The organism is Actinomadura rugatobispora, from assembly GCF_042656285.1.
GTDB lineage: Bacteria > Actinomycetota > Actinomycetes > Streptosporangiales > Streptosporangiaceae > Spirillospora > Spirillospora rugatobispora.
In genome coordinates, this window is the sequence record NZ_JBHSON010000046.1 from 79,525 (window position 1) to 97,934 (window position 18,410).

Genomic DNA, 18,410 nt, shown 5'->3' on the forward strand with positions numbered 1-18,410 from the left:
TCACCCATCGGCGGACGCTCTCGGATCGATCAGCAGGACGGCGACGTCGGCGCACAGGTTGCCGGCCAGGACGGCGGCGGTCGCCAGCAGGGTGAGCGCCACCAGCAGCGGGAAGTCGACGTTCAGGCCGGCCTTGACCATCGCCCCGGCCACGCCGGGCCAGGAGAACACCTCCTCGACCAGCACCACGCCGGTCACCAGTTCGGGGAGGCGGGTGCCGACCGTGGTCACGAACGGCAGCAGCGCCGTCGGCAGCCCGTGCCGCAGCACGACCCCGCGTTCGGGCAGGCCGCGCGAGCGCGCCGCGGTCACGTGGTCGTCGGCGAGCCCGACCAGCATCTGCTGCCGGACGGTCAGGATCAGCCAGGGCAGCTGCGCGACCGCCAGGACGAGCGCGGGCAGGGCCAGATGGCGCGCGGTGGAGGCGAACCCGGCGGTCCCCGTGGCGTCGCTGATACCGCCCGCGGGCAGCAGCGGCAGCGCGACCGCGAACACGGCGATCGCGCCCAGGCCGAGCAGGAAGGTCGGCAGACCTTCCAGTGCGTGCGCCACGGTGACGGTGAAGCGGTCGACCCAGCCGCCCTGCCGCCACGCCGAGACCACACCGAGCGTCAGCGCGATCGCCACGGCCAGGGTGAGGCCGGTGCCCGCCAGCAGCAGCGTCCACGGCAACCGCTGCGACACCACCTCGCCCACGGGCTGGCCGAAGCTGCGGCTGGTCCCCCAGTCGCCGGTCAGGACCCCGCCCAGCCAGTCGGCGTACTGCCGCCAGATCGGCTCGTTCAGGCCGAGCTCGGCGCGGGTGCGCGCGATGTCGGCCTCGGCGGCCGTGAAGATGCGCGTGCCGTAGTACTGGTGCACCGGGTCGAACGGCGAGGCCGCGCCCAGCAGGAACACCACTCCCGACACCACCAGCAGCAGCGGCACGGCCACGAGCGCGCGCCGCAGCGCCATCAGCCCGGCCCGCCCCCGCCGCGTGCGGGGTTCCGTCTTGAGAACGTTCACGCGCGGGGGGACCACTTCTCGAGGTTCCACCACGGCCCCCACATCAGCACGCCGTGCACGTGGGGATCGACGACCGGCTGGTAGCCCGACCACTGGCCGCGCACCACGTAGGCGTGCTCCAGGAAGACCAGGAACACCCACGGCGGGTTCTCGGTCAGCCTGCGCTGCACCGCCCTGTACGCCTCGGCCCTGGCGGACGGGTCGGTGGCGCGGCGAGCCTTGTCCAGTTCCGCGTCCACGGTGGCGTCCCGGTACGAGCCCGGGTTGTTGAACCCGTCCTCGGCCTGCGAGGAGTGCAGCACGCCGTAGGCCACCAGGTCGGGATCGAAGGGCGTGCCGCCGCCCATGACGACCGCGTCCCGGTCCATCCTCGGCTCGATCGCGTCCCAGCCCAGCCCGACCAGGTCCACCTTGACGCCGACCTTGGCCGCGTCGGAGGCGAACCCGCCGGCCAGGGCCCTGCGGACCGAGTCCTCCGCCGGATACATGAGGTTGAACCGTGCGGGGCGGCCGTCGCGCGCCCGGACGCCGTCGCTCCCGGCCCGCCAGCCCGCCGCGTCCAGGATCCGCCCCGCCTCGGCCGGGTCGTGCCGGAAGACCGCCGACGGGTCGGCGAACTCGCGCAGCACCTGCGGGATCGGGCCGTAGGCCGGCGCGCCGCGCCCGGCCAGCAGCGCCCGGATCATCCCGTCCCGGTCGACGGCCAGGTTCAGCGCCCGCCGGATCGCCAGGTCGCCGGTCACCGGGTTCTTCTGCGGCATCATCACGCCGCGGTAGTCGGCGCTGTCGTGGCCGTGCACGGTCATGCCGTCGACGCGCGAGAACGTGCCGGCGAGCGCGGGCGGCAGCACCGTGCCGTCGAAGTCGCCGCGCCGCATCCGCTGGGCCCGGGTGTTGTCGTCCGGGACGAACACCACCGTGACCTTCTTGATCCGCGGGGCCCCGCCCCAGTAGCGGTCGTTGGCGGTGAGCACCAGCCGCTCGCCCCGCCGCCACTCGGCGAACCGGTACGGCCCGGTGCCCACCGGCCGGGCGTTGAACGCCGACGACTCCAGTCTGCCGCCGCCGGCCAGCGCCTCCGACGGCACGATGCCCAGGAGGAGCCTGTGCACGAACGGCGCGTACGGGTGCCGCAGCCGGAACTCCACCGAGTCCGGCCCGGCCTGCCGGACCTCCTCCAGCATCCGGAACGAGGAGGCCACCGGCGACGCGGCCTTCGGGTCCAGCAGCGTCCGGTAGGTCGCGACGACGTCCTCGGGGCCGAAGGCCGACCCGTCGTGGAAGGTGACGCCGGGACGCAGCCGCACCGTCCAGGTCTTCCCGTCCGCCGACGGCGCGGGCACGGCCGCGGCCAGTGCCGGCTGCGGGCGGCGCCGCGCGTCGTGCGTCACCAGGCCGTCGAAGATCTTGCCCTTGCCGTCTTCGGCGAACCCCATCAGCGGGTGCAGCGACTCGTCCTCGTAGGGGTCGGCGAGGACGATGCCGTCCTCGCCGGTCTGTTCCTGGGGGGCGGCGCAGGCCGCCGCCACCGTTCCGATCGCGACCGAGGCCACGACAAACTTCACCAAAGCACGCGAAGTACCGCCCACGGCCAGGACGGTAACGTGCCCGCCGCACTTATTACAAGTCGCTCGCAACTACGAGGCACACGCAACAAGTGTTGTCCGCCGTGTTGTCCGCGTGGCCGCGCGGGGCAACAGGTCGGCCGTTGCCGCACAGCCGGTCACGCCGATGGGTGAGGTAATGGCGTCATGATGAACAAGTCCCATCTGGCCTACCTGTCCAGCCCGGAGTGGGCCGAGGCGCTGCGCACCGACCTGCTGCCCTGGCTCCAGGAGGTGGCCGAGCTCGGCGACCACGTCCTGGAGATCGGCCCCGGCTACGGCCTCACCACCGAACTCCTCGTGTCGCTGGCGCCCCGCGTCACCGCCGTCGAGATCGATCCCCGGCTCGCCGCGGAGGTGCGGGCCAGGCTCGGCGACGCCCCGGTGGAGGTGATCGAGGGCGACGCCGGCGCCCTGGACCTGGCACCGGACCGGTTCTCGGCGGCGACCTGCTTCTCGATGCTCCACCACCTGGAGTCGCCCGCGGCGCAGGACCGGCTGTTCGCGCGGCTGCACGGCGCGCTCCGTCCCGGCGCGGCACTGCTGGGAGTCGAGTCGATCGACGGGGAGATGATCCGCCGGGGCCATGTCGACGACACCTATGTCCCGGTCGATCCGGCCACGCTCGGGCAGCGGCTGGAGGCCGTGGGCTTCACCGGCACCGTGGTCGAGACGGTCAGCGACTACCAGTTCCGCTTCATCGCGAGAAAGCCGGGCGATGGTCACGGCTCGAAGCGGTAGCCCATCCCCGGTTCGGTGATCAGGTGTGCGGGGCGCGCGGGCTCGCTCTCCAGCTTGCGGCGCAGCGAGGCCATGTAGACCCGCAGGTAGTTGGTCTCCTTGACGTGGTTGGGGCCCCAGACCTGGGCGAGCAGGCGGCGCTGCGGCACCAGCGTGCCCGGGTTGCGCAGCAGGATCTCCAGCAGCTTCCATTCGATCGGGGTCAGGTGGACCTTGGCCTCACCGGGGCCGGTGACGGTCTTGCGGACCAGGTCGACGGTGTGGTCGCCGACCTGGACGATCGGGGAGACCTGGTCGGCGGGCGCCCTGCGGGTGATGGCGCGGATGCGGGCCAGGAGCTCGTCGACGCCGAACGGCTTGGTCACGTAGTCGTCGGCGCCGGCGTCCAGGGCGTGGACCTTGTCGGTGCTCTCGGTCCGTCCCGACAGCACCAGGATCGGCACCGAGGTCCAGCCGCGCAGCGACCGGATCACCTCGATGCCGTCCGCGTCGGGCAGGCCCAGGTCCAGGACGACCAGGTCGGGCCGCCAGTCCGCGACCCAGGTGAGGGCGCGGCCCGCGTCGGCGGCGACGCGGACGTCGTAGTGGCGGGCGCGCAGGTTGATGCGCAGGGTGGCCAGGATCTGCGGGGAGTCGTCCACCACGAGCACGCGCGTCATGATTCCTCGTCTCCTTCGCGCCCGCCGGGCACGCCGGCCGCCAGGTCGCCGCCCGGTTCCGCCGCCGGCAGGGTGACGACCATGGTGAGGCCGCCGCCGGGGGTCTCCTCGATGTCGATGGTGCCGTCCATGGCCTCGGTCAGGCCGCGGGAGAGGGCCAGGCCGAGACCCACGCCGGTGTGGTTGTCGCGGTCGCCCAGGCGCTGGAAGGGTTCGAAGACGCGGTCGCGGTCGGCGGGCGGGATCCCGGGGCCGCGGTCGATGACGCGCAGCTCCAGGCGTCCGGCGTGCGCGCTGGCGGTGACCAGCACGGGCTCGCCGGGCGGGCTGTACCGGACGGCGTTGCCGATGAGGTTGGCCAGGACGCGTTCCAGCAGGGCCGGGTCGGCGAGCAGTTCGGGCAGGCCGTCGGGGACGCGGATCCGGACGCCGGTCGCGTCCCCGGCGGCCCGGGGCACGATGTCCTCGGCGGCGAGGGGGCGCCGGGTGACGCCCAGCGACCCGGCCTGGAGCCGGCTCATGTCGAGGAGGTTGGCGACCAGGCGGTCGAGCCGTTCCAGCGACTCGGCGGCCGTGGCGACCAGCTCGTCCTGGTCCTCGGCGCTCCAGTCGACGTCGGGGCTGCGCAGGCTGTCGACGGCCGCCTTGGCGGAGGCGAGCGGGGTGCGCAGGTCGTGGCTGACGGCGTTGAGGAGCGCGGTGCGCATGCGGTCGGCGGCGGCGAGCGGGCGGACCTGCTCGGCGGCCTCGGCCAGCCGCCGGTGCCGCAGCGCCACCGCGGCCTGGGCCGCGAACGCCTCCAGCACCCGCCGGTCGGCGGCCGGGAGCGTGCGGCCGCGCAGCACGAGCGCGAGCGCGTCGTCATCGACGAGGATGTCGGTCTCGCCGGCGTCCGGGCTGGTGCACGGCTCGCCGCCGACCGTCGCGACGACGATCCAGGCGTCGGGGTCGCGGAGCGTGTCGGGGGTGGCGGGCTCGTCGGGATCGCGTTCCAGCAGGGTGACGGAGGCGAGGCCGTAGGTCTCGCGGAGCCGTTCGAGGATGCCGGCCAGGGCCGTGGAGTCGCGGCGCCCGCCGGCGGGGGCGTCACCGCGCAGGATGTCCCCGGCGAGGATGGACAGGATCTGCGACTCGGTCTGGGCCCGTGCCGCCTCCCGGCTCTTGCGCGCGGTGACGTCCACGATGGTGCTGACCGTCATCCCCACCACCACGTACACCATGAGCTGGAGGAACGCCTCGGGCTGGTTGATGGTGAAGGTGTAGAGCGGGGGCGTGAAGTAGTAGTTGAGCAGGAGCGAGCCGGCGATCGCGGCGAAGATCGCGGGAAACAGCCCGCCGATCATCGCGACCCCGATCACCGCCGCCTGGAACAGCAGGATCTCGCTGGTGAGGGAGAGCTGGTCGCGCGTGTGGTCGAGGAAGAAGGTGAGCAGCGGCAGCCCCGCGGCCGCGGCCGCGAACCCGGCGTTGCGCCGCTTGGCGGGCACGCCCCACGCGGTGCGCAGCGCCTTCCAGCGCCTCCCCTGGCTGGTCTCCTCGTGGGTGACCAGGTGGACGTCGATCGAGCCGGACTGGGCGGTGGCGGTGACGCCGACCCCGCGGGAGAACAGCTGGGCGATCCGGCCCCGGCGGGACGCGCCGAGGACGAGCTGGGTGGCGTTGACGCCCCGCGCGAAGTCCAGCAGCGCCTCGGGGACGTTGGTGCCGACGACCTGGTGGTAGCTGCCGCCCAGGCTCTCCACGAGGGCGCGCTGGCGGGTGAGATGGGCGGGCCCGGCTCCGGTGAGGCCGTCCGCGCGGGTGACGTGCACGGCGAGCAGGTCGGTCCCCTTGGTGCGGTCGGCGATGCGGGCGGCGCGGCGGATCAGCGTGTCGCCCTCGGGGCCGCCGGTGAGGGCGACGACGACGCGTTCGCGGGCCTCCCAGGTGCCGCGGATGTCGTGGTCGGCTCGGTACCGGTCGAGCTGGTCGTCCACCTTGTCGGCCAGCCACAGCAGCGCCAGCTCGCGCAGCGCGGTCAGGTTGCCGACCCGGAAGTAGTTGCCGAGGGCGGCGTCGACCTTGTCGGGCCCGTACACGTTGCCGTGCGCCATCCGGCGCCGCAGCGCCTGCGGGGTCATGTCGATCAGCTCGATCTGGTCGGCGCGGCGGACCACCTCGTCGGGGACGGTCTCGCGCTGCGGCACCCCGGTGATCCGCTCGACGACGTCGTTGACCGAGTCCAGGTGCTGGACGTTGACGGTGGAGATCACGTCGATGCCGGCGTCCAGGATCTCCTCGATGTCCTGCCAGCGCTTGGCGTTGCGGGAGCCGGGCACGTTGGTGTGCGCCAGTTCGTCGATCAGCGCCACCGCCGGGCCGCGCCGGATCACCGCGTCCACGTCCAGCTCGGTGAACGAGGCGTCCCGGTAGGCCAGCTCCCGGCGCGGGACGGTCTCCAGCCCGTCCAGCAGCCGCGCGGTCCGCTCCCGGCCGTGCGTCTCCACGAAGCCGACCACCACGTCAGTGCCGCGTTCCCGCCGCCGCCCCGCCTCGGCGAGCATGGCGTAGGTCTTGCCGACCCCGGGCGCGGCCCCGAGGTAGATGCGCAGACTTCCCCGGCCCATGTGTTCCTCCCGGCCCCGCGTCACCCGTTACCGCGGGGTCAACCGCGGTACGGGAACCTTCCGTCCAGCGCCATGTTCAGTTTCAGGACGTTGACCGCCGGCTGTCCCATGAACCCGAGGGCCCGTCCCGTCTCCTCCTTCTTCACGAGCTGTTCGACCTGGGCCGGGGAGACGCCGCGGGCCTGGGCGACCCGCCCGGCCTGGAGCCGCGCGTAGGCGAGGCTGATGTGCGGGTCCAGGCCGCTGCCGCTGGCGGTGACCGCGTCGGCGGGCACGGCGGGTTGCGCGGGCGCGCTCCCCCTGACCGGGACGACCAGTCCGGCGGAGTAGTCCTCGCCGTACCGGGCCGGTTCGACCCGGACGCCCTTGTAGGTGGCCATGAACGGGGCCCGCACCACGCCCGCCTGCTCGTTCAGGCTGACCACGCGGGTCGGGTGCGGGACGTCCCCGGCCGCCGTGCGGGCGCCGAAGACCGCGAGGACGGCGCCGGCCCCGCCGGGCGTGCAGAACGGGCGGGCGCCGCTGACGCCCTCCAGTTCCCCGACGCTCCTGCTGCGCTCGCAGACCTGGGTGAGCAGGCTCTGCGAGGCGTTCTCGTCCTCCTTGCCGGCGGCGACCAGCTTCGGGTTCGGCAGCGTGTCGACGATGCTCTCCGGGCCCAGGTTGCTCGCGCCGGAGGAGGTGGGGTCGTAGCCGTCGCCGGCGGCCGACGGGCGGCTCTGGAAGTACTGCTTGAGCGGGGCGCCGTCCTTGCCGGTGAACGACTGCCCGATGAGGGCGCTGCCGGCCGTCCGGCCGCCGGCCGAGACCAGCGAGCCGTCCGCCTTGTCCTGCAGGCCGGGAAGGCGGCCGACCGCGAACACGGCCAGCGGGTAGGCGACGCCGAGCAGCACGGTGAAGACCAGCAGCGCGCGCAGCGCGGCCAGGTGCTGCCGGATCCAGCTTGGTAGACGCATGTCAGGACATCCCCGGGAGGAACTGGACGATCAGGTCGATGAGCTTGATGCCGATGAACGGGGCGACGATCCCGCCCAGGCCGTACACGTACAGGTTGCGCGACAGGAGCTTGGACGCGCCGCCGGGCTTGTAGCGCACGCCGCGCAGGGCCAGCGGGATCAGCGCGATGATGATCAGCGCGTTGAAGATCACCGCGGACAGGATCGCCGACTGCGGGCTGTGCAGCCGCATGATGTTGAGCGCGTCCAGGCCGGGGAACAGCGCCACGAACAGCGCGGGAATGATCGCGAAGTACTTGGCGATGTCGTTGGCGATGGAGAAGGTGGTCAGCGCGCCCCGGGTGATCAGCAGCTGCTTGCCGATCTCGACGATCTCGATGAGCTTGGTCGGGTCGGAGTCCAGGTCGACCATGTTCCCGGCCTCCTTGGCGGCCGAGGTGCCGGTGTTCATCGCCACGCCGACGTCGGCCTGGGCGAGGGCGGGGGCGTCGTTGGTGCCGTCCCCGGTCATCGCGACGAGCCGGCCGCCCTCCTGCTCGGTCCGGATGAGGGCGAGCTTGTCCTCGGGCCTGGCCTCGGCCAGGAAGTCGTCCACCCCGGCCTCGTCGGCGATCGCCTTGGCGGTCAGCGGGTTGTCCCCCGTGATCATCACGGTGCGGATGCCCATCCGGCGCATCTCGTCGAACCGCTCCCGCATGCCCTCCTTCACCACGTCCTTGAGGTGGATGACGCCGAGGACGCGGGCGGTGCCGTGCACGACCTCGCCGACCACCAGCGGGGTTCCGCCGGACGCGGAGACGCCGTCGACGGTGGCGCCCAGGTCCTGCGAGACCGTCCCGCCGCGCTCGCGCACCCAGTCCGCGACCGCGCTCGCCGCGCCCTTGCGCAGCATCCGGCGGCGGCCGCCCCGGTCGTCGAGGTCGACGCCGCTCATCCTGGTCTCGGCGGTGAACGGCACCCAGGTCGCGTGCGCCAGCTCGCCGGGCTCGCGCTCGCGCAGCCCGTACCGCTGCTTGGCGAAGACGACCACCGAGCGGCCCTCGGGAGTCTCGTCGGCGAGGCTGGACAGCTGCGCCGCGCCGGCCAGCTCGTCCTCGGTCACCCCGTCGACCGGGATGAACTCGGCGGCCTGCCGGTTGCCGAGGGTGATCGTGCCGGTCTTGTCCAGCAGCAGCGTGTTGACGTCGCCCGCCGCCTCGACCGCCCGCCCGCTCATCGCCAGGACGTTGCGCTGCACGAGCCGGTCCATGCCCGCGATGCCGATCGCCGACAGCAGCGCCCCGATCGTGGTGGGGATCAGGCAGACCAGCAGCGACACCAGCACGATCCCGGTGACGCCGTTCCCGTCCAGCGCCAGGGAGTCCGGCACACCCGGATTGCCGGCCTTGGAGTAGATCGCCAGCGGCTGGAGGGTGGCGACCGCCAGCAGGAAGATGATCGTGAGCGCGGCCAGCAGGATGTTGAGCGCGATCTCGTTGGGCGTCTTCTGCCGGCTGGAACCCTCGACCAGCGCGATCATCCGGTCGATGAACGACTCCCCCGGCCGCTGCGTGATCCGCACGACGATCCGGTCCGACAGCACCTTGGTGCCGCCGGTCACCGCCGAGCGGTCGCCGCCCGACTCCCGGATCACCGGGGCGGACTCGCCGGTGATCGCCGACTCGTCCACGCTCGCGATGCCCTCGACCACGTCCCCGTCACCGGGGATGGTCTGCCCGGCCTCGACGACCACGACATCGCCCTGCCGCAGGTCGGCCGCGCCGACCCGCTCCTCCCGGAGGCCGCCGGGACGGCCCGGGGCCCACTCGGGCAGCCGGCGGGCGACGGTGTCGGTCTTGGCCTTGCGCAGCGTGTCCGCCTGCGCCTTGCCTCGCCCCTCGGCCACCGCCTCCGCCACGTTGGCGAACAGCACCGTCAGCCACAGCCACGCCACGATCGCCCAGGCGAACACGGTGGGTTCCAGCACGGCCAGGACCGTGCTCCACACCGCCCCGACCTCGACGATCAGCATCACCGGGTTGTGCCACAGCGTCCGCGGGTCCAGCTTGCGGAACGCGTCGGGCAGCGTCGTCACCAGCAGCTTCGGGTCCAGCAGCCCGCCCTGGACCCGGCCGCCCCCCTTGGACGCCGGGGCGCCCGGCACCTGCCCGGTCTTCCGCAAGGTCTGCGTGGGCATCAGTGGATCCCTTCGGCCAGCGGCCCGAGCGCCAGCGCGGGCAGGAACGTGAGAGCGACCAGGATCACCGTGACCCCGGCGACCATGCCGACGAACTGCGGCCGGTGCGTGGGCAGCGTGCCGTCCGACGCCGGCGCGTGCCCCTGGCGGGCCAGCGACCCGGCCAGCGCCAGCACGAAGATGATCGGCAGGAACCGGCCGAAGGCCATGCACAGGCCCAGCGCGGTGTCGTACCAGACCGTGCTGACCGTCAGGCCGGCGAACGCCGAGCCGTTGTTGTTGGACGCGGAGGTGAAGGCGTACAGGACCTCGCTCAGCCCGTGCGGCCCCGTGTTGAGCATGCCCTCGCGGCCGCTCGCGGTCGCCATCGCCGCCGCGGTCCCCGCCAGCACCAGGATCGGCGTGATCAGGAAGTACATCGCGGCGAACTTGATCTCGCGGGAGCCGATCCGCTTGCCCAGGTACTCGGGCGTGCGGCCCACCATGAGGCCCGCCACGAACACCGTGATCACGGCCAGCACCAGCATCCCGTACAGGCCCGAGCCGGTCCCGCCGGGCGCCACCTCGCCCAGCATCATGTTGAACATCGTCATCATGCCGCCGAGGCTGGTGTAGGAGTCGTGGAAGGAGTTCACGGCGCCGGTCGAGGTCAGCGTGGTCGCGGCGGCGAACACCGCCGAGTTCAGGACGCCGAACCGCGTCTCGGTCCCCTCGGTGGAGGCGCCCACGGCGGTCGGCACGGTGCCGTGGTGGATCCCCTGGAAGGTCATCGTCAGCGCGATGCTCGCGATCGCGATCAGGGACATCACCGCGGCGATCGCGTAGCCCTGCCGGTTCTGGCCCACCATCCGGCCGAACGTGCGCGGCAGCGCGAACGGGATCAGCAGGATCAGGAAGATCTCCAGCCAGTTCGTCCAGGACACCGGGTTCTCGAACGGGTGCGCCGAGTTGGCGTTGTAGAACCCGCCGCCGTTGGTGCCCAGTTCCTTGATGGCCTCCTGGCTCGCCACCGGCCCGCCGGTGATCGTCTGCGGGTGGCCGGTGAGCGTGGTCACCGTCGTGCCGCCGTCGAAGTTCTGCACGACCCCGCCGATGATCAGCGCGATGGCGCCGGCGAACGCGATCGGCAGCAGGATGCGCAGCGCACCGCGGGTCAGGTCCACCCAGAAGTTGCCAAGGTGCTCGGTCTTCTTCCGGGCGAACCCGCGCACCAGCGCGATCGCGACCGCCATGCCGACCGCCGCCGACACGAAGTTCTGCACCGCCAGCCCGGCCATCTGCACCAGGTGGCCCATCGTCGACTCGCCCGAGTACGACTGCCAGTTGGTGTTGGTCACGAAACTGACCGCGGTGTTCCACGCCTGGTCCGGCTTGACCGGATCCATGCCCAGGCTCAGCAGCAGATGGTTCTGCAGCCGCTGGAAGCCGTAAAGGAACAGGACGCTGATCGCCGAGAACGCGAGCACGCTGCGCGCGTAAACGCCCCAGGTCTGCTCGCCGCCGGGCTCGACGCCCATGCATTTGTAGAGCACGCGCTCCACGCGCGAATGCCTCGTACCGCTGTAGACGCGGTACATGTAGTCGCCCAGCGGCCGGTACGCGACCGCCACGGCGAGCACCAGGGACCCCAGGAAGAGGAGCCCCGCGGCCGTCGGACTCACTAGAAACGCTCCGGATACAGCAGGGCGGCGATCAGGAAGACGATCAGGGCGGCGGCCAGCACCAGCCCGATGAGGTTCTCGGCGCTCACAGCCGCTCCACGCCCTTCACCAGCAGGCCGAGCGCGGCGAAGATCGCCACGGTCAGCAGGACGAACGCCACATCACTCATTGGTCGGTCACCTCTGTCGAATACCGGATCACGAGCGGCCCGCGCCTCTCGGGGCCCTCGGTGAGTAAATCGCCGCATTCTGGGCGCTTCGACCCCCCTTAACGACTCCTTGACGAGGAGGCCGCCAGTCTTGACGCGGCACTGACGCGGCCACCCCGCCGACGGCCCGGATTTTGCGTCCGGCCGGCAGGGCGGCGACTTCTGGCCCCTTCAGGGGGTGAGGCCGTGGCGGAGCGCGAAGATGACGGCGGCGGCGCGGTCCCGGAGGCCGAGCTTGGTGAACACGCGTCCGATGTGGGTCTTGACGGTCCCTTCGGCGATGCTGAGCCGGACCGCGATCTCGGGGTTGGTCGCCCCCTCCCCGATCAGGGCGAGCACCTGCCGCTCGCGCGGGGACAGCCCGGCCAGCGCGGGCGGCGGCGGTGTCGCGCCGACGCGCGTGCGGTAGACGTCGAGGACCTGCGGCGCCACGGCCGGGTCGAGCCAGCCCTTGCCCGCGGCGACCGCCCGGGTCGCCTGGATGATCTCCTCGCACGGGGCGTCCTTGAGAACGAAGCCGGCGGCGCCCGCGGCCAGCACGGCGGCGACGACCGCCGGATCGTCGAACATCGTGAGCGTCAGCACGGGCGGCGCGCCGGGGACGGCGCGCAGCAGCCGGGTGGCCTCGGCACCGTCCACCCGCTTCATCCGGACGTCCATGAGGACGACGTCGGGCCGCACCCGGGCCGCCGCCCGGACCACCTCGTCGCCGTCGGCGCATTCGCCGGCGACCTCCAGACCGGGTTCGCCCTCGAAGATCCGGACGAGCCCGGCGCGCACGAGCGGCTGGTCGTCCACCAGCAGGAGCGCGGTCACCGGACGCCGCCGAGCGGGATCGCGGCGTCGATCCGCCACCCGGCGCCGTCCGGCCCGGCGTGCAGGGTGCCGCCGAGCGCCGCGACGCGCTCGCGCATGCCGACCAGGCCGAGCCCGCCGCCGGCGGGCGGGGCGGTCCGGCCGCCCGGCGGTGCGGCGCCCCGGTCGGCGACCGTGACGAGCGCGTGCCGGGCGCCGACGCTGGCGGCGACCGCGGCGGCGGCGCCGGGCGCGGGGCGGGCGCTGTTGGACAGCCCTTCCTGGACGACGCGGAACAGGGTCAGCCCCACCGCCGGGTCCACGGACGCGAGGTCGCCGCTCGTGGTCAGCTCGACGGACAGCCCGTCGGCGCCGAGCCCGTCGACGAGGGCGCGGATGTCCTCGGCGGTGGGCGGCGGCGGGGCGATCGGTCCCGCCGCCGCACCGGGGTCGCGGAGCAGGACCAGGCCCTGGTGGACGTCGCGGACGCCGCGGCGCCCGACCCGCTCGGCCTCCTCCAGCGCGCCGACCGCGGCGGCGGCGTCCCCGCGTGCGGCGGCGCGCCGGGCGGCGCCGATGTTGAGCAGCACCACGCCGAGCCCGTGGCCGATCAGGTCGTGCACCTCGCGGGCGATCTTGCGGCGCTCCTCGGCGACCGCCTCCCGGTCCAGCCGCAGCCGCGCCTCGTACAGCGCGGTGTGCAGGCGGAACGCCAGGCCGAGCAGGAGGAAGCCGATCCCCCACATGATCCAGGTGGGCCACAGCGGCAGGTTCCCGGCCGCGAACCGCTGCAGCGGGGCGAGCGCCAGCGCGACCGGCGCGCACCACACCAGGTCCCGCGTCCGCGCGAGGATGGCCAGATGCGCCCAGGCTGGCGCGGTGGCCACCGCGAGGGCGCCGTCGGCGAAGGTGCCCTCGGTGAACGGGAACGGCCGGAACTCCCCCGGCGCGCTCTGCGCCGGCGGCGCCAGGACGAGGGGCGCCAGGACGGCGAGCACGGCCCACGGCACCAGCGCGGGCGGGACCCGCCACGGCCGCACCACCTGGAGGGTCCAGACCGCGATGTAGGCGGCGACCGGCACGGTCCTCGCGATGGGCGCCGGTGACAGCGCCACGGCGAGGACGGCCCACGCGACGCCGACGCAGCCGAAGAAGCGGAGCACCGGCCACGGAGGGGGATGGCGGAGGAAGACGGCCTCGATCCGACCCATGCGCAGATCCTAGGAAGCGCCGCCGCGCGCCGTCATCGGACCGTGGTCGTACCCGGCCGCGACCCCGGTCATAGGCCGGCCGGCGCCCGCGGGGCGATGCGCGGACGGGGGCGCGGCGGCGACGCTGGCGTCCATGAGGATCCGATCGCTTTCCCGGATGGCGCGCCTGTCGGCGGTCCCCGTGGGCGTCACGCGGCGGCTCGTCCTGGCGGGCGGGCTGCGGGCCCTCGGGCGCCTGACCGACGAGTCCGCGCTCGACCTGCACGAACGCACCGCCGACCAGCTCGTCGAGGTGCTCGGCGGGCTGCGCGGCGGGGCGATGAAGTTCGGCCAGGTGCTGTCGGTGTACGAGGCGGTGCTGCCGCCCGCGGTGTCGGCGGTGTACCGGCGGAGGCTGGCCGTGCTGCAGGAGGACGCGCGCCGCGAGAGCGCCGGCACGGTGGAGCGGGTGCTGGCCGAGGACCTGGGACCCGGCTGGCGGGACCTGTTCGCCTCCTTCGACCTCGACGCCGCCGCGGCCGCCTCCCTCGGTCAGGTGCACCGGGCGCGCTGGGGCGCGGACGGCCGGGCCGTGGCGGTCAAGGTCCAGTACCCGCGGGCCCGCGACGAACTGCTCGGCGACCGCGACGCGGTCGTCCTGGCGATGCGCCTGTTCACCGGGCTGCTGTCGCCGGAGCTCGACGGCCGGGCGCTGGCCACCGAACTCATGGACCGGATCGCCGAGGAGCTCGACTACGCCGGCGAGGCCTCGGCGCAGCGGGCGTTCCGGGCCGCCTACCTGGACGACCCCGGCTTCCTCGTCCCGGAGGTCGTGCTGCAGCGCGGCCGCGTCCTGGTCACCGGCTGGGTCGGCGGGACGCCGCTGGCGCGCGTCGCCGAGTCCGGGAGCCGGGAGGCCCGCGACCGCGCCGGACTGCTGCTGACCCGCCTGCTGTTCTCCGGGATCCCGCGCTGCGGCATGATGCACGGCGACCCGCACCCCGGCAACTTCCGCCTCCTGGACGACGGGCGGCTCGGCGTCCTGGACTTCGGCGCCGTCTACCGGCACCCGCCCGGGACCGTGACGCCGCTGGAGCGGTGGATGAACGTCCACCTGGCGGCACTGGACGACGGCGCCGACCTGGAGGAGGCACTGCGCGAGGCGGGTTTCCTGCGTCCGGGCGTCCGGGCCGACCCGGTGCGGCTGCGGGAGCTGTTCCTGCGTTCGGGCGCGCCCGCGTTCGCCGAGTCGTTCAGGTTCGACGCCGCGTACCTGCGGGACGCGCTCGCCGGCATCACCGCCTCGATGCCGGTCGGGCTCAGCATGGCGTTCCCGCCCGGAGCCGTCCACGCGCAGCGCGCCCTGGGCGTCGGCATCGGAGTGCTGTGCCGGCTGGAGGCCGAGGTCCCGTTCCAGGCCGAAGCGCTGCGCTGGCTTCCCGCCGGCGAGGACCTGGCCGGGTGAGGCCAGAAAAACTCACCGTCCGTTTCCGAACAGGCACGGGCCGCACACTCCTTATCACTTAACGACAAGGTTCGGCGGAGGAAATGCTCGCCTTTCGAGAATGTGAATGGCGAACCCGGTCTCGTGGAGTTCGAGCAGTTCCCGGGTGACATCTCTTGGCCATATTGGTCGTTTACGGTCTCCGTCCGTGTCGCTCTCCGCCCCGACCTCGAATCCCCTCCCGACGGCCGCCGCTTCACGGCCGGGCCGGTCCGGTACGACCTTCGCGCTGACAGGATTGGCGTTGATGGGAGCCGGCATGGTCCTGCTGTGCGCCGGGATGGCCGCCGGACCCTCGGGACTGGTCCCCGAACGGGGTTCCGAAGGCCCTTTCCTCTCCGGCTCGCTCGGCCTCTCCCGCACAACGGTCACCTGGCTCGGCCGGACCGCCATCGGTTGCGCCGCCGCCGGCACCCTCGCCGTCCTGTGGGCCCTGCGGCGGGGGTGGAAAGGGCTGCCCCCGCGCGTCATCCTCACTTTCGGCGCGGCGGCCGCGGCGCTCATGACGGTGCTTCCGGTCGCGGGATCGGTCGACATCCTCAACTACGCCGTCTACGGCCGCATCACCGACCTGGGGCACAACCCGTACACCATGACCCCGCAACACCTGTACCGGCTTGGAGACCCGGTCGGGCTGCTGCGTCCCGAGCCCTGGGCCGGGCACCCCACCGTCTACGGCCCCGCCGCCACCGCCGTCCACGCGCTCGCCGGACACCTCGGCGGCGCCTCCATGGCCTGGATCGTCCTCTGGCTCAAGCTCTTCCACGCGGCCGCGTTCACGGCCACCGCGTACATGCTCCACCGGCTCACGGGCCCCGACCGCGCCGCCCGCACCCGCGCCGCGCTCCTGTGGACGCTCAACCCCGTGATGCTGTTCTGGATGATCGGCAGCGGGCACGCCGACGCCCTCGCGATCACATTCCTCGTCGGCGCCGTCCTCGTCGTCGGAAACCGGGCCGCGCTCGGTCCCGCGCTCCTGGCCGGCTCCCTCGCCGGAGCGGCCGTCGCCGTCAAGGCCACCTTCGCCCTGCCCGTCCTCGGACTGGCGATCGCGGGCCTGCGCCACCCCCGCCTTCTGGCCACCGGGGCACTCGGCGGCGCCGTCACCCTCGCCACCGGCTACCTCGTCGCCGGGCCCGCCGCCATCGCCTCCCTGACAAGGCGCCTGGCCCACGACAACGACCTCTTCCTCCCCGTCCCCGGCGCCCTGCTCGAACGCCCGGCGCTCTACACCCCCGCCATCGCCGCCACCACCGGCGGCCTGGCGCTCCTCATCTGGTGGCGCCTCAACCGCCGGTCACCGCTCGTCCCCGAGGCGGTCCTGGACGCGCGCCCGATCGCCGCCTTCGCCGTCGCCTGCGTCGTCCTCTCCCCCGTCCAGTACCCCTGGTACGACGCCGCCTTCCTCCCCCTCCTCGCACTCGTCCGGCCCAGCCGGCTCGACGAACTCCTCATCGTCCGCGGCGCGCTGCTCACGGCCATCGTCCTGCCGGGCATCGGCATCGCCACCCCCCAGTACGAGGCCGCCCGCGTCGTCGTCCTCCTCTTCACACTCGTCCTCGTCGCCTCCTGCCTCTGGAGACCGCGAACGCCGGCGTCCCTCGATCAGAGGTGGGCGCCGACGTAGCGGGTGATCTGCCGGGCCGCGCGGTCGAGGGCGGCCTGGCCGACACCGCGCGGCCGCATGATCTCGTCGAGGCGGTGGATGAGCGCGGCGGCGCAGATGTCGGCGTCCCGGCGGGGCAGGTAGCAGTGGATGTACGGACCGGCGTCCACGAGGTCGGAGCGCATCGGGGTGTGCATGACCAACGACACGCCGTCGGTTTGGTCGTTCATCGGATGGCCGGACACCAGATAGGCGAGGTGGCCCGGCAGGCCGATCGGAATGTCCTCCCGGTCCGAGACTGCTCGGGGGGAGCCGCAGTGCTGTGGCGTGGTGCGCCTGCGCTGGGCCGCTTCGTTGCTGTCGGGGAAGAAGCCGCATTCGTAGCCGCGCGTGTAGAGCACCACCATCACGCCTCGGGTGCCCGCCATGCCGATCCCGCTTCCGCCGGTTCCGCCGCAGTCCTGCCCGGCGGGTCCGATGAACCGGACGTCCCGGAACGGCACCTGGTAGACGGCCGCACGCGCCGGCAACGCGACCTGGGGCGGCAGCCGAATCCGGGAGGGTGACGAGCGCTCCCGGTCGAACGCGCAGGACAGCACGGGGACCACGGCGGCCGTCCTGGTGGCGGTCGGTCGTGGCGGCGCCGTCTCGTCCTGGACGGCGAGGGTCCCGGCGGTCCCGGCCCCGGCCACCAGCGTGGTGCCGAGCACCGCGGCGGTGATCTTCGCTCCGGTGGTGGCCAGCAGCCCGCCCTGCGCCGCGGCGGCGGCCCCGCCGCCCGCCATCCCCTGCGCGATGAGAGCGCCCAGGGGCAGCAGCGCCGCCAGGGCCACCGTGCCCGCGGCCAGGGCCCGGACGCCGCGATGCTCCCAGTCGGCCCCGTACGCCTCGGACGCGACGGCCTCCAGCGACGTGAGGAAATCCCGGGCGGACGGCGGGCGCCCGTCCGGATCCTTGGCCATGCCCGCCGTGACCAGGGGCCGCAGCGGTTCGGGGACCTCCTCCACCGGGACCGGTTCGGTGAGGTGCTGCCGCCTCAACCCGGGCAGGCCGGTCGCCCGGTACGGCCGGTGCCCGGTGACGCACTCGAAGAACACGCAGGTCGCCGCATACACATCGGTGGAGGGCGAGGCGGCCCGTCCTTCCCACTGCTCGGGCGACATGTAGGCAGGCGTGCCCATCCGGGCCCCGTCGCCGGAAACCGTGGCCACGCCGAAGTCGACGAGCTTGCTGAGGCCGTCGCTCTGGACGACCACGTTGGCGGGCTTGTAGTCACGGTGGACGACCCCGAGCGCGTGCGCAGCGCCCAGCCCCAGCAGCGAGCCCTTCAGAACGACCAGCGCGGCCTCGGGTGCGAGCTTGCCGTGCTCGGCCAGGATCGCCTTGAGCGAGACCCCGTTGACGGCCTCCATCACGATGGCCGCGCCGTCCTCGCCGCTCACGAACCGGTAGAGCCGGGTCACATGCGGGTCGGTGACGCGGCCGAGCATGACGGCCTCGGCCCGCAGCCGGTCGATGGCCGCCTCGTCGCCCGGACGCCGGTGCACGTACTTGATCGCCACCGGGGACCGCGATCCGGTGGGCCGGGCCAGCACCACGCGCCCCTGCGCGCCCGAGCCCAGCTCGCGGACTTCGTCGAACCCGGAGATCCGCCACGGGGCCACGGCGGTTCAGCCCTTCCGCCCGGTGACGCCGGCCT

14 protein-coding genes are annotated in these 18,410 nt (G+C 73.4%); 3 read left to right on the forward strand and 11 right to left on the reverse strand.

Translation table 11 applies throughout. The annotated features are described in order from the left end of the window. Positions 1 to 1,005: an ABC transporter permease gene (locus tag ACFPZN_RS29875; protein ID WP_378285578.1), complete on the reverse strand. Its 1,005-nt coding sequence runs from the start codon at positions 1,003 to 1,005 to the stop codon at positions 1 to 3. Next, the gene (locus ACFPZN_RS29880) at positions 1,002 to 2,570 is read right to left on the reverse strand and encodes an ABC transporter substrate-binding protein (RefSeq protein ID WP_378285579.1); all 1,569 of its coding nucleotides are present in this window, start codon (positions 2,568 to 2,570) and stop codon (positions 1,002 to 1,004) included. The genes ACFPZN_RS29875 and ACFPZN_RS29880 overlap by 4 nt, the downstream gene beginning before the upstream one ends. A gap of 186 nt (positions 2,571 to 2,756) precedes the next feature. On the opposite strand from ACFPZN_RS29880, the gene ACFPZN_RS29885 reads away from it, so the two are divergent. Continuing rightward, the gene (locus tag ACFPZN_RS29885; protein ID WP_378285580.1) at positions 2,757 to 3,350 is read left to right on the forward strand and encodes a class I SAM-dependent methyltransferase; all 594 of its coding nucleotides are present in this window, start codon (positions 2,757 to 2,759) and stop codon (positions 3,348 to 3,350) included. Here the strand turns inward: ACFPZN_RS29885 and ACFPZN_RS29890 are convergent. The 8 genes from ACFPZN_RS29890 to ACFPZN_RS29925 form a co-directional block, all read right to left on the reverse strand. Further along, positions 3,332 to 4,009, reverse strand: coding sequence for a response regulator (locus tag ACFPZN_RS29890; RefSeq protein ID WP_378285581.1), 678 nt, complete (start codon positions 4,007 to 4,009; stop codon positions 3,332 to 3,334). The two genes, ACFPZN_RS29885 and ACFPZN_RS29890, sit on opposite strands and share 19 nt — an antisense overlap. Then, entirely contained in the window at positions 4,006 to 6,615 is a 2,610-nt protein-coding gene (locus ACFPZN_RS29895; RefSeq protein WP_378285582.1) for an ATP-binding protein, read from the reverse strand. Before ACFPZN_RS29895 ends, ACFPZN_RS29890 begins: the two co-directional genes overlap by 4 nt. Positions 6,616 to 6,653: 38 nt before the next feature. After that, positions 6,654 to 7,571 (reverse strand): potassium-transporting ATPase subunit C, encoded by a 918-nt coding sequence (locus ACFPZN_RS29900; protein ID WP_378285583.1) that lies wholly within the window; start codon positions 7,569 to 7,571, stop codon positions 6,654 to 6,656. A 1-nt stretch (position 7,572) separates the two neighbouring features. Then, positions 7,573 to 9,747 carry a potassium-transporting ATPase subunit KdpB gene (kdpB, locus tag ACFPZN_RS29905; RefSeq protein WP_378285584.1) on the reverse strand — a complete coding sequence of 725 codons (2,175 nt, stop codon included), beginning with the start codon at positions 9,745 to 9,747 and terminating at the stop codon, positions 7,573 to 7,575. Continuing rightward, complete coding sequence (kdpA, locus tag ACFPZN_RS29910) at positions 9,747 to 11,408, reverse strand: potassium-transporting ATPase subunit KdpA (protein WP_378285585.1); 1,662 nt, start codon at positions 11,406 to 11,408, stop codon at positions 9,747 to 9,749. The genes kdpB and kdpA overlap by 1 nt, the downstream gene beginning before the upstream one ends. Further along, positions 11,408 to 11,497, reverse strand: coding sequence for a K(+)-transporting ATPase subunit F (gene kdpF / locus ACFPZN_RS29915; protein WP_378285586.1), 90 nt, complete (start codon positions 11,495 to 11,497; stop codon positions 11,408 to 11,410). Before kdpF ends, kdpA begins: the two co-directional genes overlap by 1 nt. 290 nt (positions 11,498 to 11,787) lie before the next feature. Next, positions 11,788 to 12,432, reverse strand: a complete 645-nt coding sequence (locus ACFPZN_RS29920; protein ID WP_378285587.1) for a response regulator transcription factor — start codon at positions 12,430 to 12,432, stop codon at positions 11,788 to 11,790. Beyond that, positions 12,429 to 13,622 (reverse strand): sensor histidine kinase, encoded by a 1,194-nt coding sequence (locus ACFPZN_RS29925; RefSeq protein ID WP_378285588.1) that lies wholly within the window; start codon positions 13,620 to 13,622, stop codon positions 12,429 to 12,431. Before ACFPZN_RS29925 ends, ACFPZN_RS29920 begins: the two co-directional genes overlap by 4 nt. 133 nt (positions 13,623 to 13,755) lie before the next feature. On the opposite strand from ACFPZN_RS29925, the gene ACFPZN_RS29930 reads away from it, so the two are divergent. Together ACFPZN_RS29930 and ACFPZN_RS29935 are read left to right on the forward strand one after the other, a co-directional pair. Then, the gene (locus tag ACFPZN_RS29930; RefSeq protein WP_378285589.1) at positions 13,756 to 15,066 is read left to right on the forward strand and encodes an ABC1 kinase family protein; all 1,311 of its coding nucleotides are present in this window, start codon (positions 13,756 to 13,758) and stop codon (positions 15,064 to 15,066) included. Positions 15,067 to 15,352: 286 nt separating this feature from the next. Continuing rightward, positions 15,353 to 16,732 carry an MptA/MptB family glycosyltransferase gene (locus ACFPZN_RS29935; protein WP_378285590.1) on the forward strand — a complete coding sequence of 460 codons (1,380 nt, stop codon included), beginning with the start codon at positions 15,353 to 15,355 and terminating at the stop codon, positions 16,730 to 16,732. Here the strand turns inward: ACFPZN_RS29935 and ACFPZN_RS29940 are convergent. Then, the gene (locus tag ACFPZN_RS29940) at positions 16,711 to 18,375 is read right to left on the reverse strand and encodes a serine/threonine-protein kinase (protein WP_378285591.1); all 1,665 of its coding nucleotides are present in this window, start codon (positions 18,373 to 18,375) and stop codon (positions 16,711 to 16,713) included. The two genes, ACFPZN_RS29935 and ACFPZN_RS29940, sit on opposite strands and share 22 nt — an antisense overlap. Between the last annotated feature and the right edge of the window lie 35 nt (positions 18,376 to 18,410).